The organism is Acidovorax sp. NO-1 (assembly GCF_000238595.1).
GTDB lineage: Bacteria > Pseudomonadota > Gammaproteobacteria > Burkholderiales > Burkholderiaceae_C > Acidovorax.
Genome location: NZ_AGTS01000161.1, coordinates 1 through 13,722, shown reverse-complemented (window position 1 = coordinate 13,722; position 13,722 = coordinate 1). Strand labels below are relative to the sequence as shown.

At 63.7% G+C, this 13,722-nt stretch carries 13 protein-coding genes; 7 read left to right on the top strand and 6 right to left on the bottom strand.

The features are described 5' to 3' along the window. Window positions 1-10: 10 nt before the first annotated feature. The gene (gene repC / locus KYG_RS23160) at window positions 11-1,156 is read right to left on the bottom strand and encodes a replication protein C, IncQ-type (RefSeq protein ID WP_085942661.1); all 1,146 of its coding nucleotides are present in this window, start codon (window positions 1,154-1,156) and stop codon (window positions 11-13) included. A gap of 201 nt (window positions 1,157-1,357) precedes the next feature. Between repC and KYG_RS24160 the strand changes: the two genes are divergently transcribed. Further along, a complete protein-coding gene (locus KYG_RS24160; protein ID WP_008907372.1) occupies window positions 1,358-1,621 on the top strand; it encodes a helix-turn-helix domain-containing protein in 264 nt (87 codons plus the stop codon). A 33-nt stretch (window positions 1,622-1,654) separates the two neighbouring features. On the opposite strand, the gene KYG_RS23155 is transcribed toward KYG_RS24160, so the two are convergent. Together KYG_RS23155 and KYG_RS23150 are read right to left on the bottom strand one after the other, a co-directional pair. Then, window positions 1,655-3,226 (bottom strand): recombinase family protein, encoded by a 1,572-nt coding sequence (locus tag KYG_RS23155; RefSeq protein ID WP_160165362.1) that lies wholly within the window; start codon window positions 3,224-3,226, stop codon window positions 1,655-1,657. Between the two features lie 32 nt (window positions 3,227-3,258). Further along, window positions 3,259-3,951: an exodeoxyribonuclease III gene (locus KYG_RS23150; protein ID WP_034696038.1), complete on the bottom strand. Its 693-nt coding sequence runs from the start codon at window positions 3,949-3,951 to the stop codon at window positions 3,259-3,261. Between the two features lie 10 nt (window positions 3,952-3,961). On the opposite strand from KYG_RS23150, the gene pyrE reads away from it, so the two are divergent. Then, on the top strand, window positions 3,962-4,663 hold the full coding sequence (pyrE, locus tag KYG_RS23145; RefSeq protein ID WP_008907369.1) for an orotate phosphoribosyltransferase: 702 nt from the start codon (window positions 3,962-3,964) through the stop codon (window positions 4,661-4,663). A gap of 3 nt (window positions 4,664-4,666) precedes the next feature. Next, window positions 4,667-5,371 (top strand): hypothetical protein, encoded by a 705-nt coding sequence (locus KYG_RS23140; RefSeq protein WP_008907368.1) that lies wholly within the window; start codon window positions 4,667-4,669, stop codon window positions 5,369-5,371. A gap of 84 nt (window positions 5,372-5,455) precedes the next feature. On the opposite strand, the gene gatB is transcribed toward KYG_RS23140, so the two are convergent. The 3 genes from gatB to gatC are packed head-to-tail and all read right to left on the bottom strand — an operon-like array spanning window position 5,456 to window position 8,711. Next, window positions 5,456-6,904 (bottom strand): Asp-tRNA(Asn)/Glu-tRNA(Gln) amidotransferase subunit GatB, encoded by a 1,449-nt coding sequence (gene gatB, locus KYG_RS23135; protein ID WP_008907367.1) that lies wholly within the window; start codon window positions 6,902-6,904, stop codon window positions 5,456-5,458. A gap of 1 nt (window position 6,905) precedes the next feature. Next, window positions 6,906-8,399: an Asp-tRNA(Asn)/Glu-tRNA(Gln) amidotransferase subunit GatA gene (gene gatA / locus KYG_RS23130; protein WP_008907366.1), complete on the bottom strand. Its 1,494-nt coding sequence runs from the start codon at window positions 8,397-8,399 to the stop codon at window positions 6,906-6,908. 12 nt (window positions 8,400-8,411) lie between these two features. Then, entirely contained in the window at window positions 8,412-8,711 is a 300-nt protein-coding gene (gene gatC / locus KYG_RS23125; RefSeq protein ID WP_008907365.1) for an Asp-tRNA(Asn)/Glu-tRNA(Gln) amidotransferase subunit GatC, read from the bottom strand. 207 nt (window positions 8,712-8,918) lie between these two features. Here gatC and KYG_RS23120 point away from each other — a divergent pair, with 207 nt between their 5' ends. The 4 genes from KYG_RS23120 to mrdA all read left to right on the top strand — a co-directional run bounded on the left by KYG_RS23120 (window position 8,919) and on the right by mrdA (window position 13,665). Beyond that, the gene (locus KYG_RS23120; RefSeq protein ID WP_008907364.1) at window positions 8,919-9,962 is read left to right on the top strand and encodes a rod shape-determining protein; all 1,044 of its coding nucleotides are present in this window, start codon (window positions 8,919-8,921) and stop codon (window positions 9,960-9,962) included. A gap of 132 nt (window positions 9,963-10,094) precedes the next feature. Continuing rightward, entirely contained in the window at window positions 10,095-11,018 is a 924-nt protein-coding gene (mreC, locus tag KYG_RS23115; RefSeq protein ID WP_008907363.1) for a rod shape-determining protein MreC, read from the top strand. A gap of 100 nt (window positions 11,019-11,118) precedes the next feature. Continuing rightward, on the top strand, window positions 11,119-11,637 hold the full coding sequence (gene mreD / locus KYG_RS23110) for a rod shape-determining protein MreD (protein WP_008907362.1): 519 nt from the start codon (window positions 11,119-11,121) through the stop codon (window positions 11,635-11,637). Between the two features lie 87 nt (window positions 11,638-11,724). Further along, the gene (gene mrdA, locus KYG_RS23105) at window positions 11,725-13,665 is read left to right on the top strand and encodes a penicillin-binding protein 2 (protein WP_008907361.1); all 1,941 of its coding nucleotides are present in this window, start codon (window positions 11,725-11,727) and stop codon (window positions 13,663-13,665) included. Window positions 13,666-13,722: the final 57 nt, after the last annotated feature.

The following is a 13,722-nucleotide window of genomic DNA, read 5'->3' as shown; positions in this document are numbered from 1 at the left end:
CTAGGTGGTCTTAAAGCGCGAACACAAGCTCGTCAGAATCCAGGCTGGGCGCTGGTTTCGCCAAAACGGCGGTTGTCGTTGCAGCGACTTTGGTTGGGGTCGCAGCGACTTTGGTTGTCGTTCCAACGCTCTGGGTTGTCGTTGCAGCGTCCGCAGCCAGCAGCGGATCGGTGGCGATGGTCTGGTTCTTGGCTGCCTGCGCCGGCGTGCCCACGAACAGCGGCTTGCGTGCAATCACGCTGCCGCCATCGTCGCCAAGGATACAGGTCCATCCCGACAGTTCGCCTACCTCCTTCACGGCTCCGCGAAGGGTATGCATTCTGGCCTTTCGAATGGCGGGTGTCGAAGGTACTTCGCCCCACACCTTGATCAAGAGCTTGTCCAGGGAGACCAGTCTGCGCTCGACGGGTGATGCCCAGGCGGACAGCCATGCATGTAGGCGTTTGGCGGGCTTGCCAGCGAGGCGCCGTTGCTCGCGCATGTTGATCCATGACACTCCCCGGTGCACCTCACCATCGACCTTGCGCGCCAAGAAGCCGGACTCGGTGTGCAGGACGATATGCACCTCTCCATCGAAACACAGCAATCCCAGGAACTTGGTGGAGCCATGCTCGGCAACGGCACCGCCGGTCATCAGCCGTCTCTCCATCGTGGTCTGCGAAAGGCGATTGAGGGAGGCCAAAACGGATTGCGTATTGGTACCTGTGCGGGTAAGGCCGATGCCTGCCGCAAGGTCAGACGGTTTGGCCTTCACAACTGTCAGGGCGGAGTCTGCGCCAAAGCCGCTTGCCCCTAGCACCGACTGATATGTTTCGTACATACCATGAGCCTCGGTCACGCGCTCTTCTTTGCTCGAAGCTGCGAGCTGGCAAAGATGGAAGTAGAGCGATTGGTCGGTGATGTTCAGCGCCTGCCGGCAGCGCACGACATAGTCAAACGAGTGATTCCGAATAAAGGATGAGAAACGCACTTCCAGTGGCTGAGCAGCAGCACCGTTCTGCGTGGGGCGGAACAGTCCTTGTGCGCAAATGGGCGCTGGCCATACCGGCGCGTGGTCCATGTAATCCACTGCGTGACGCAGGGTTGTGGCGGCGATTCGGCGTTGATCGCTACGGCGTTTTGGTTTGCCACTCGTCTGGGGTTTTGATGTTTGCATGTTGCTCCTTGATGAGCAACCAAGCTAGCAAATGGGTTGGCGTTCCAGCAAGTGATGCGCCTGATGCCTGAATTCCGGCAGCAGCGCATCAGGCAACTGGCCCAAAGATGAGAAGGCGCCCGACGCATGACTGCCCTGACGAACAACTGGAAAGTACGCCCCTAGACCAATCTCGGCTTGGCAGACTAAACGATGGGAGGCATGGACACCTCTCTGTATCACGTCGATTACGACGAAATCCGTGCGTTACTTCGCGAATTAAGGCGGCATTCTGGACTTACCCAGGAGCAGATGGCGGTCGCCCTTGGCGTTGGGCAGTCTTATGTGTCCAAGCTCGAACGTGGAGAAAATTTCGTGGATGTGTTGCTCTATGCACGCTGGTGCCAGGCATGCGGCATCAAACCTGGTGTTGCGCTAGATAAGCTATTGGCAGGGCCACCGGCGAAGCGCTCAGGCACCTCTTGAAGATAGTGGAAACAGCGGTAATCACGACTTCTGCTAGTGCCCTGCACTTCGATCACGCCGGGGTGCTCTGTCCAGCTCTCCTTCTTGGAATAGGTAGGCAGCCATGTTCCCGTCCCTGGTGTACATCAGCAGGTGGCCGCGTGGGTCCCACACTACCTTGATTAGTAGTCGGTTCAGTGCGGTCGCGATGCGGTGCCGCTCTTTGACTGCGTCTTTGTCCGCCACAGCCGCCCGAACGTCGTAAGCGAAAAGCGCGCCGAAGTCCACCCCTGCTTTTGGAGCAGCCGCCAACTCTGCTCGACGCTGGGTGAGCACTGCTTGCAGAGCGTCCTGTTCGGCTTCAATATGCCGCAGACGTTCGGTGATGAGCTTGATGCCCTGGCCGCTGCCTGCCTCGATTGCATCCATGAACCGCGCGGCGCGTTCGTCGAGTTCCGCCAGCTTGGCCACTGCTTCGTCGATAGCCGCACGTGCAAGCCTCAGCGCTTCGGTTTCTTGGAACTGGCCAAACTCCAACGTTGCCAACCAAGAGAATCCGTGGTCGATGATGGCTGCTTCACTGATGGCTCGGCAGTCACTTTTGCCCGCAATTTGACCAAGGCAGTAGTAGCGGGCATAGCCTCGCTTCCAAGGGGCTTTGCGCTGCATCTTCTCCCCACACTTGCAATAGAAGAGGCCCGCCAAAACGTCAGCCTTAACACCGCGTATGCGTGGTATCCCGGTACGGTTGTCCAGAGCGACATGCACTTTCCCCCAGAGCTCATCGGTGATGACACGGGGGAAGTAGTCGAGTACGGGATCGCCGAGTGCTTCCAGCGAGCCTTCGACCATTTGCTTGGGCTGCCACTCTCCCAACACGCGACGGTCGCGGACCAACCGGCTGACCTGTGTGTGCTCCCAACGCGTATTTGTGTTGGCTCGGTCCCGCCATGGAAGCGTCCACCCTTCGGCATTGGCGATTCTCGCTATGGCTATGCCTCCCAGCCCACCCGCCACATGCTCAAAGACTTTCCGCACGGACTCCGCTTTGGCTTCGTCAAGCTCCCACCCTTCACGGTCCTCCCGTGGGTGCGCCCATCCCGGCCCATGTCCGTGAGAAACAACCGCCAAGCCAGCGTCTCGCTTCTTCGCAAAGGCCGCTCTTACCCGCTTCGCCTTTGTAGCGCTTTCTTCGTGAGCCCGGGCGAACAACAGTACGGACATCATGAAGTTCATGGTGTCGTTGATGTTGTCTCGGTTCCACTCCTTGCCATCAAGCAACGAGACAACCCTCACGCCAGCTTGGACAATCGACGTAAGCAGGGCAATAGCTTCCGTGAGATGGTTCCGAGATAGCCGATCTAGGCTTTCGACCAGCAAGATGGAGCCGCTGGGCACCTTCCCGCCCTTGGCAGCCAGGAGGAACGCTGCGAGCGCTCCGTCCGTCGCGTTTTTCCCCGTGTACGCCGAGGTCGCTATGTCAGATAGCTCGAACTCCTCGTCAAGCTCGTGGCCGTGTTCCACGCACCAAGCTCGCGCCGATGCGGTCTGCCGTTCCAGACTATGTCCGTGGGCTTGGCGGCCCGATGAGAAACGGCGATAGGAATAGACACGGGTGGAAATCATGCCCATATTTTGCGGGTTTTTTGCCGTACTATCTAGTCCAGACGCCAACCCACGTTGTTGGCATAGGCCTGCCCCCGGTTGCTCCACCATGTGTAGGCGGTGTCGGTCGCGGTGGGTTGTAACTGTCGGTAAACGTCTATGATGCCGCCGCCTTCATCAGTTGTGTGCAACAACTTTGTCATCCAGGCCCGCTCTTCGGGTAAAAAACCACTGTTTTTCTGGTTGCTGCGCCAGTTTTTGAGGTCGATTTGCTGATGCGCAATGTTGATGTCGCCGCACAGGATGAAATCGCGCTCGGCCTTCAGGCGCATGAGGTGCGGATGCATCTCTGCCAGGAAGCGGAACTTGGCCTGCTGGCGTTCTTCGCCCGAGGAGCCACTGGGAAAGTACGCGCTGATGATCGACAGCCTGCGCACCGGCGTGTCAAAGCGCAGCTCCACATATCGGCCTTCTGTATCGAATTCTGCAGACCCATAGCCTATGACTACATCCGACGGCTCGTGGCGCGTGTAGATGCCTACACCGGAATAGCCCTTCTTCTGCGCAAAGTGGAAGTGGCCCTGCAGGCCCGCCATGCGCTCGAACCGGTTGGCCATGTCGGCCGCCTGGGCCTTCACTTCCTGCACACAAATACAATCCGGCCGCGTGGCTGCCATCCAGCTTTCCACGCCTTTGCTGGTGGCCGAGCGGATGCCATTGAGATTGAGGCTGGTTAACTTGAACAAGGATTTCCCCATGGTGGATGTTGGCGTGCAAACCCCCGAACAGGGCCAGCTGGCGCAGGATTTCGTCCGTTTTGCTGTGGAGTCGGGCGTGCTGCGGTTTGGTGAATTCAAGACCAAGGCAGGGCGCCTGAGCCCGTACTTTTTCAACGCAGGGCTGTTCGACGATGGCCGCAAGATCGGGCGGCTCGCGGAATTCTATGCAAAAGCCCTGCTGGCCAGCGGCATCGAGTTCGACATGGTTTTCGGCCCCGCCTACAAGGGCATCCCGCTGGCTGCCACCGTGGCTGTGGAGCTGGCGCGCCTGGGCCGCAACGTGCCCTTTGCCTACAACCGCAAGGAGGCCAAGGACCATGGTGAGGGCGGCACGCTGGTCGGTGCTCCGCTCAAGGGCCGGGTGCTCATCGTGGACGATGTGATGTCGGCCGGGACTGCGGCCCGCGAGTCCATCGCCATCATCAAGGCGGCAGGCGCCACGCCCCACGCGGTAGCCATTGCGCTGGACCGCCAGGAAAAAGCCACCGAGAATGGCCAAGACGTGGACCACAGCGCTGTGCAGTATGTGCGCAACCAGCTGGGCATGCAGGTGTGTGCGATTGCCAGGCTGGCAGACTTATTGCTGTACCTCTCGCAGAACGGGGAAGAGGGGATGCGCTCCCATCACGAAAAAGTGCTGGCCTATCGCCAGCGGTATGGTGTTAACGAAGGGCAATGATTTGTGAGCAAGTCGGCGTGGGTCACCGGTGGGTTGGTGCTGCTCCTCATGGGCGCAGAGTTCGCCGCTGCGCAGCCCCAGGGGGCGTCCGGCAGCATTTACACCTGCGTGGACCGCAACGGGCGCCGACTCACCGCGGACCGGCCCATCCCCGAATGCCTGGACCGCGAACAGCGCGAACTCAGCCCCTCGGGCACCACGCGCCGACAGATTGGCCCCTCGCTCACCGAGATTGAACGGACGGCCCTGGAGGCCCAGCGCCGCAAGGAGGCCGAAGAGCGTGCCCGCGTGGTCGAAGAGCGCCGCCGCGAACGTGTGCTGGTGGCGCGCTACCCCGACAAAGCCGCCCATGATGTCGAACGGGCGGCGGCCATTCAGCTGGTGGACGACGTTACGGCCACCGCAGAGAAGCGGATTACCGAACTCCAGGCCGAGCGCAAGAAGCTGGACGTGGAAATGGAGTTCTACAAGAAGGACCCCAACAAGGCGCCCATGACCCTGCGCCGCAAGATGGCTGAAAACGAAGAAATTGTGGCCGAGCAGCAGCGCTTCATCGCGGGGCAGGACCAGGAAAAGCGCCGTGTGCACGCCCGTTTTGACACCGAGCTCGCCCAGCTGCGCAAGCTGTGGGATGCGCAGCGGTCACCCCCGGTGATTGCCACCACCCCCGCGAGCGAGACACCGGCGGCCCCTGCCGCTTCGCGCTAGTCAGACACGCGGCAGACGCACACACAACAAAGGGGCCCTGGGGCCCCTTTGTGCTGGCGGCGTGCGCCCTGGCAGCGTCCGGTTTCAGCCCGCGAGCCTGGCGCGCAGAAGTTCGTTGACCTGCGTCGGATTGGCCTTGCCCTTGCTGGCCTTCATGATCTGGCCCACCAGCGCGTTGAAGGCCTTGTCCTTGCCCGCGCGGAACTGCGCCACGTTGTCGGGGTTGGCGGCAATCACTTCGTCGATGATCTTCTCCAGCGCGCCGGAGTCGTTCATCTGCTTGAGGCCCTTGGATTCGATGACGGCATCCACATCGTTCGATTCCCCGGTCCACAGCGCATCAAACACCTGCTTGGCAGCGTTGTTGGAGATCGTGCCGTCGGCAATGCGGCCGATCAATGCTGCCAGCTGAGTTGCCGTGACGGGGGCCTGCTCGATACCGGTCTCCGCCATGTTCAGGCGGCGAGACACTTCGCCCATGATCCAGTTGCTGGCCAGCTTGGGCTGGCCGCAGGCCTTGGCCGCCGCTTCAAAGTACGCCGCCATGGCCTTGCTCTGCGTGAGCGTGGTGGCGTCGTACTCGGGCAGGCCGTAGTCCGCCACAAACCGTGCCGCCATGGTGCGGGGCAATTCGGCCATTTGCGCCCGTTCTTCCTGCACCCACTGCTCTGAAATGTGTAGCGGAGGCAGGTCAGGGTCGGGGAAATAGCGGTAGTCCGCCGCATCTTCCTTGGTGCGCATCGCACGCGTTTCGCCCGTGTCCGGGTCGAACAGCACGGTGGCCTGCTGGATCGCGTGGCCGTCTTCGATCTGCTCGATCTGCCAGCGGATTTCGTAGTCGATGGCCTGCTGCATGAACTTGAACGAGTTCAGGTTCTTGATCTCGCGGCGCGTGCCCAGCGGCTGGCCGGGCTTGCGCACCGACACGTTGGCGTCGCAGCGGAAGCTGCCTTCCTGCATGTTGCCGTCGCAGATGCCGATCCAGGTCACGATCTTGTGCAGCTCTTTGGCGTAGGCCACGGCTTCGTCGGACGAGCGCATGTCGGGTTCGGTCACGATCTCCAGGAGCGGCGTGCCCGCGCGGTTCAGGTCGATGCCGCTCTGACCGATGAAGTCTTCATGCAGCGATTTGCCAGCGTCTTCTTCGAGGTGGGCGCGCACCAGGCGCACGGTCTTCTTCTCGTCACCCAGAAAGAACTCGACCTCGCCGCCCTGCACCACCGGGATCTCGAACTGGCTGATCTGGTAACCCTTGGGCAGGTCAGGGTAGAAGTAGTTCTTGCGCGCGAAAATGCTCACGGGCGCAATGTGGGAGCCGAGTGCCAGTCCCAATTTGATAGCGCAGGCCACGGCCTCGCGGTTCATCACGGGCAGGGTGCCGGGCAGGGCCAGGTCCACCGCGCAGGCTTGCGTGTTGGGCTCGGCGCCAAAGGCGGTGGGCGCGCGGCTGAAGATCTTGCTCTGGGTTGCGAGCTGGGTGTGGGTTTCGAAGCCGATGACGACTTCGTAGCCGTGGATCAGTTTGGCGGTCATGTCAGAAGCCCTCCGGACGGCGGAGGTGGAAGTCGGTGGCTTGCTGCAGGCGGTGTGCAGCGTTCAGAAGGCGGGCTTCCTGGAAGTAGTTGCCGATCAGCTGCAGGCCCACGGGCAGGCCGCCCTCGCCAAAACCGGCGGGCACGCTCATGCCGGGCAGGCCGGCCAGCGAGCCGGGCAGGGTGAAGATGTCGGCCAGGTAGTCGGCCAGCGGGTCGTTGCCGTGGTCGCCCAGCTTCCAGGCTACGGTGGGGGCCACGGGGCCAGCGATGACATCGCAGTCCTTGAAGGCATTCTGGAAGTCGTCAGCGATCATGCGGCGGATCTTCTGCGCCTGCAGGTAGTAGGCGTCGTAGTAGCCGTGGCTCAGCACATAGGCGCCGATCATGATGCGGCGCTTGACCTCGTCGCCAAAACCTTCGGCGCGGGTCTTTTTGTACATGTCTACCAGATCGGTGTAGTCCTTGGCGCGGTGGCCGAACTTCACGCCGTCAAAGCGGGAGAGGTTGGACGACGCCTCGGCCGGGGCAATGATGTAGTAGACCGGAATGGACAGCTGCGTGCGCGGCAGGCTGATGGGCACGAGCTTGGCGCCGAGCTTCTCGTATTCCTTCAGGGCACCATCTACGGCGGCGCGCACATCGGGCGCCAGGCCTTCGCCAAAGAACTCGGCGGGGATGCCGATGCGCAGGCCATCGATGCTGTCATTGAGCTTGGCGCTGAAGTTCTCGGCGGGCACGTCGAGCGACGTGGAGTCGCGGTCCGGGTCGGGGCCGCACATGGCGGACAGCAGCAGCGCGCAGTCTTCGGCTGAGCGGGCCATGGGGCCGGCCTGGTCAAGGCTGGAGGCAAACGCGATCATGCCGTAGCGGCTGGCGCGGCCATAGGTCGGCTTGATGCCGGTGATGCCGCAAAACGATGCGGGCTGCCGGATGGACCCGCCGGTGTCGGTGCCGGTGACGGCCGGGGCCAGGCGCGCGGCCACGGCCACGGCGCTGCCGCCGGACGAGCCGCCCGGGATGCGGTCGGTGGCCCAGGGGTTGCGCACCGGGGCGGGGGCGTCAAAGCCCACGGGGGCGACGGCGGAGTTCTCGTTGGCCGAGCCCATGGCGAACTCATCGCAGTTGAGCTTGCCTAAAGTGACGGCGCCCGCATCGGCCAGCTTGGTGACCACGGTGGCGTCAAACGGTGACTGGTAGCCTGCGAGCATCTTGGAGCCGGCGGTGCTGGGGAAATCCTTGGTGACAAAGATGTCCTTGTGCGCAATCGGCACGCCCGCCAGCGGGCCGGCGGTGCCTGCGGCGATGGCGGCGTCCTGCGCGCGGGCCTGGGCCAGGGTGATGTCCGGGTTCACGGCCACGTAGGCGCCCAGGTTCTGGTGGGCCTGTGCGCGGGCGAGGAAATGCTGGGCGGCCTCGACGGCCGAGACGCGGCGCTCGCGCAGCTCGGTGGCCAGCTGGGCCACGCTCAGGTCATGCAATGCGGTGGAAGTCATGCGGCGGGGCTCTTACTCGATCACTTTGGGCACGAGGAACAGGCCTCGTTCGACGGCGGGGGCGCTTTGCTGGTTGGCTTCGCGCTGGTTGGGCTCGCTGGCCACGTCCTCGCGAAGCCGCAGGGCCACGTCCTGGATGGCGGCCACGGGGTGGGCCAGGGGCGTGACGCCCGAGGTATCCACAGCCCGCATCTGTTCCACGATGTCAAAGAAGCCGTTGAGCTGTGTGAGCATGCGCTCACTTTCGGAAGGTGTCAGCTCAAGCCGTGCCAAATTGGCGATCCGGCCGATGTCCTGGGGGGTCAGTGCCATAGGGAGGGAAATTGAAAGAAACCAGAAGTAAAGCTGTGCCGAGGGCCGCGCCGCGGGGAGTTATTCACAGGGGATGGGGTATTATCCCGGCTTTGCCGCAAAGCTCCGTAAATGGGAGTCAATTGCGTGAAAAAAGCCCATAAACACCCCCCTAAATACCTGGCGATGGCAGGCCGATGCGCATGCTGTGCCCGAGAGGATTTTTGAATGTTCGGAGCTTTCCGTCGGTATTTCTCCACCGACCTGGCCATTGACCTTGGCACAGCCAACACCCTCATCTTCGCCCGCGACAAAGGCATCGTCCTCGACGAACCCTCGGTAGTCGCCATCCGCCACGAAGGCGGCCCCCACGGCAAGAAAGTCATCCAGGCCGTAGGCCACGAGGCCAAGGCCATGCTGGGCAAGGTGCCCGGCAACATCGAAGCCATCCGCCCGATGAAGGACGGCGTGATCGCCGACTTCGTGATCACCGAGCAGATGATCAAGCAGTTCATCAAGATGGTGCACCCGCGCACGCTGTTCACCCCCAGCCCGCGCATCATCATCTGCGTGCCCTGCGGCTCCACCCAGGTCGAGCGCCGCGCCATCAAGGATGCGGCCGAGGCCGCAGGCGCCACGGCGGTCTACCTGATCGAAGAGCCCATGGCGGCCGGTATCGGCGCCGGTTTGCCCGTGTCGGAAGCCTCGGGCTCCATGGTGGTGGACATCGGCGGCGGCACCACCGAGGTCGGCGTGATCTCGCTGGGCGGCATGGTCTACAAGGGCAGCGTGCGTGTGGGTGGCGACAAGTTCGACGAAGCCATCATCAGCTACATCCGCCGCAACTACGGCATGCTGATCGGCGAGCCTACCGCCGAAGCCATCAAGAAGAACATCGGCTCGGCCTTCCCCGGCTCCGAAGTGCGCGAAATGGAAGTCAAGGGCCGCAACCTGTCCGAGGGCGTGCCACGCAGCTTCACCATCTCCAGCAATGAAGTGCTGGAAGCCCTGACGGACCCGCTCAACCAGATCGTCTCGGCCGTGAAGAACGCGCTGGAACAAACCCCCCCCGAGCTGGGCGCCGACATTGCCGACCGCGGCATGATGCTCACTGGCGGCGGCGCGCTGCTGCGCGACCTGGACCGCCTGCTGGCCGAAGAAACCGGCCTGCCTGTGCTGGTGGCCGAAGACCCGCTGACCTGCGTGGTGCGCGGCTGCGGCATCGCCCTGGAGCGCATGGACCGCCTGGGCAGCATTTTCACGAGCGAGTAAGTCGGCAGGCCTGTATGCTGCAGGCACTTTTTTTGCGCTCTGAATTGCACGACTGCATCTGCTCCAATGCCTGTTTCTGAGCACCCGTCCGTGGAGCCCGCTCCCCGCGGCAGATCCTGACCGCTGCGCACCATGCCCCTGGGTACTCTGGAGCGCAGCGCTCCCCCTTTCTTCAAACAGGGCCCTTCGGCCCTGTCGCGTCTGGCCGTCTACAGCGCCCTGTCGGTTTTTCTCATGGTGGCCGATGCGCGGTTCCAGATCACCGACCCTTTCCGTCAGGTGGTGGGAACGGTGCTTTACCCCGTGCAGTGGCTGATGCTCAAGCCCGTGGAGCTGGCCCACCACGGCGCCGGGTATTTCCAGTCGCTGCAGGTGGCGCAGCAAGAGCTGGACGCGGCGCGCAAGAGCATGACCACGATGGGCCAGCGCGCCCACCAGGCGGAACAGCTGGCCCTCGAAAACGGGCGGCTGCGCCAGCTGCTTGCGCTGCGCGACCGCCTGGACACCCCCGCGCAGGCTGCCGAGGTGATCTATGACACCGCCGACCCCTACACGCGCCGCGTGGTGATAGACCGGGGCCAGATCGGCGGCGTGGTGCCGGGCTCGCCGGTGATGGACGAGGCGGGCGTGCTGGGCCAGGTCACACGGGTGTTTCCGCTGGTGAGCGAAGTCACCCTGGTGGTGGATCGCGACCAGGCCATTCCGGTACTGAATGTGCGCACGGGTGCGCGCGGCGTGGCGTATGGGGATCCGGTGGCCGGCCATGACGGTGGCATGGAGCTGCGATTCATGCCCGCCAATGCCGATGTGCGCGAAGGCGACCTGCTGACCACCAGTGGCGTCGACGGGCTGTACCCCTCGGGCCTGCCTGTGGCCCGTGTGGTGCGGGTAGAGCGCCGTGCAGACTCTGCCTTCGCCCGCGTCTATTGCATGCCACTGGCGCAGGTGCAGGGTGTGCGCCATGTGGTGGTGCTGCAGCCGCTGGCCGAAAACACGCTGCCGCGGCCCGAGCCTGAACATCCCGCCCCAGCCAAGCGGGGAGGGCGCAAGGGATGAGTGCGGTTGCGTCGATGCCCTGGGCGCTGCCGGGCGCTACATTGTCCGCGCGCACTGGCTGTGCGAGTGGCCCGGTCACCGGGTCGGCAGGAGGTGCGCCATGATCATGCCGCGCGGCGAACCGCTGTTGCTGCCGGTCAATCCGGTGTTCATCGCCGCCAGCCTGGCAGCGGGCCTGGCCATCAACATGCTCCCGCTGGGGCGCATTGTCTGGGCGCCCGATGTGCTGATGCTGCTGCTGGTGTTCTGGGGCGTTCACCAGCCAGCGCGCATTGGCATGGGCGTGGCGTTCTTCCTGGGGCTGTGCATGGACGTGAGCCAGTCTGCCCTGCTGGGCCAGCATGCGTTGTCCTATACCGTGCTGTCATTTGGCGCCATTGCCATTCATCGCCGGCTGCTGTGGTTCAGCGTGCCTTCGCAGGCGCTGCAGGTGCTTCCCCTGTTTGTGCTGGCGCACGCCGTGGAGCTCTTGCTGCGGATGGTGGCCGGGGGCATATTTCCGGGGCTGTGGAGTTTTCTGGCGCCGGTGCTGGAGGCCCTGCTCTGGCCGCTGGCCAGCTGGGTGCTGCTGGCACCGCAGCGCCGGCCGCCCGACAGCGATCAGAACCGGCCCTTGTAGCAGCATGCCTGACGTGGTTTACCTGCCCACCAACCTGGCCTCGCCGAGTGCGGCGTGCTGCGGGCGTGTCTGCCCCTGGGGCGTGGCATGACTGAAGTGCGCAGCAGCGAGGCTGACGTCTCGCGCTTTCGGACCCGGGCGCTGGTCATCGGCGCTGTGGTGTTTTTTGCTTTTTGCCTGGTCGCCGCCCGCCTGGTGTTTCTGCAGGTGGTGCGGCACGATGACCTGGCCGCGCAGGCCGAGAGCAACCGCACGGCGGTGGTGCCCATCGTGCCCAACCGCGGGCTCATCCTCGACCGCAATGGCGTGGTGCTGGCCACCAACTATTCGGCCTACACGCTGGAGATCACACCCTCGCGCGTGCGCGACCTGGACGACACCATCGATGCGCTGGCCAGCGTCGTGGAGATCCAGACCCGCGACCGACGCCGCTTCAAGCGCCTCATGGAGGAGTCGCGCAATTTTGAATCCCTGCCCATCCGCACCCGCCTGACAGATGAAGAGGTGGCGCGGTTTACCGCGCAGCGCTACCGGTTTCCAGGGGTGGATATCAAGGCGCGGCTGTTTCGCAATTACCCGCTGGGGGACGTGGGCGCGCACGCCATTGGCTACATCGGCCGCATCAACCAGGCCGAGAAGGCGCGTATCCAGGACTCGGAGGACGAAGCCAACTACCGCGGCACCGAGCACATCGGCAAGCTGGGCATCGAGCAGAGTTTTGAAGCCGCACTGCACGGCACCACGGGCGTGGAGCAGATGGAGACCTCCGCCGGGGGGCGCGCGGTGCGCAAGCTGTCCAGCCACGCCGCCACGCCGGGCGACAGCGTGATGCTGTCCATCGACATCAAGCTGCAAAAGCTCATTGAAGAGCTGTACGGCAACCGGCGGGGCGCGCTGGTGGCCATTGATCCGCGCAACGGCGAGGTGCTGGCGCTGGTCAGCATGCCCACGTTTGATCCCAACCTTTTCGTGGAGGGGATCGACGTCGAGAACTGGACGGCGCTCAACGAGTCGATCGACAAGCCGCTGCTCAACCGGGCCTTGCGCGGCGCCTACCCGCCGGGCTCCACCTACAAGCCCTTCATGGCGCTGGCTGCGCTGGAGCTGGGCAAGCGCTCGGCCAGCCAGGTGGTCAACGATCCGGGCTACTACACCTTTGGCGGAAACATCTTCCGCAGCCACGAAGGGGGGCTGGGCGGGGTGGACATGCACCGCGCCATCCAGTTCTCCAGCAACACGTACTTCTATTCGCTGGCCGTGGAAATGGGGGTGGATGCCATCCATGACTTCATGGCGCCGCTGGGCTTCGGGCAGATCACCGGCATCGACCTGAACGGCGAGCTGCGCGGCACCTTGCCCAGCACCAGCTGGAAGCGCAACGCCTACAAGCGCCCCGACATGAAGCGCTGGTTCCCCGGCGAAACCGTGTCGCTGGGCATTGGCCAGGGCTACAACAACTTCACCATGCTGCAGCTGGCGCTGGCGCAGGCCACCATGGTCAATGGCGGTATCCGCCATCGGCCGCACCTGGCCAAGGCGGTGAAGAACGCGGTCACCGGGGCCATCACCGAGATCGAGCAGCCGCCGGGCGAGAACCTGGGCTACGACCCGCGCAACGTGCAGATCGTGCGCGATGCCATGGTGGCGGTGAACAAGGGTGGCACGGGCACCCGCGTGTTTGCGGGTGCTCCCTACACCGCCGGGGGCAAAACGGGCACGGCGCAGGCCGTGAGCCTGGGGCGCAACGTGAAGTACAACGCCAAGGCCATGGAAGAGCACCAGCGTGACCACTCGCTGTACGCGGCGTTCGCACCGGCAGATGCCCCCACGATCGCGTTGGCGCTCATCGTGGAGAACGCCGGGTTTGGCTCCGCGCACGCGGCGCCGATCGCGCGGCGGGTGTTTGACTACTGGTTGACGGGCGTCTACCCCAGCGAGGAAGACATTGCGGCCGTGCAGAAGGGCCAGGCATCGGCGCCGATCGGCAAACCGCGCAACGTGGCCGATATCCCTGTCATAGCGCCTTGATGCTACAAAAAAGATAGCTGCTGGCGCTTTCTGGATAAGCGCTGGTGGCCTTTTTTA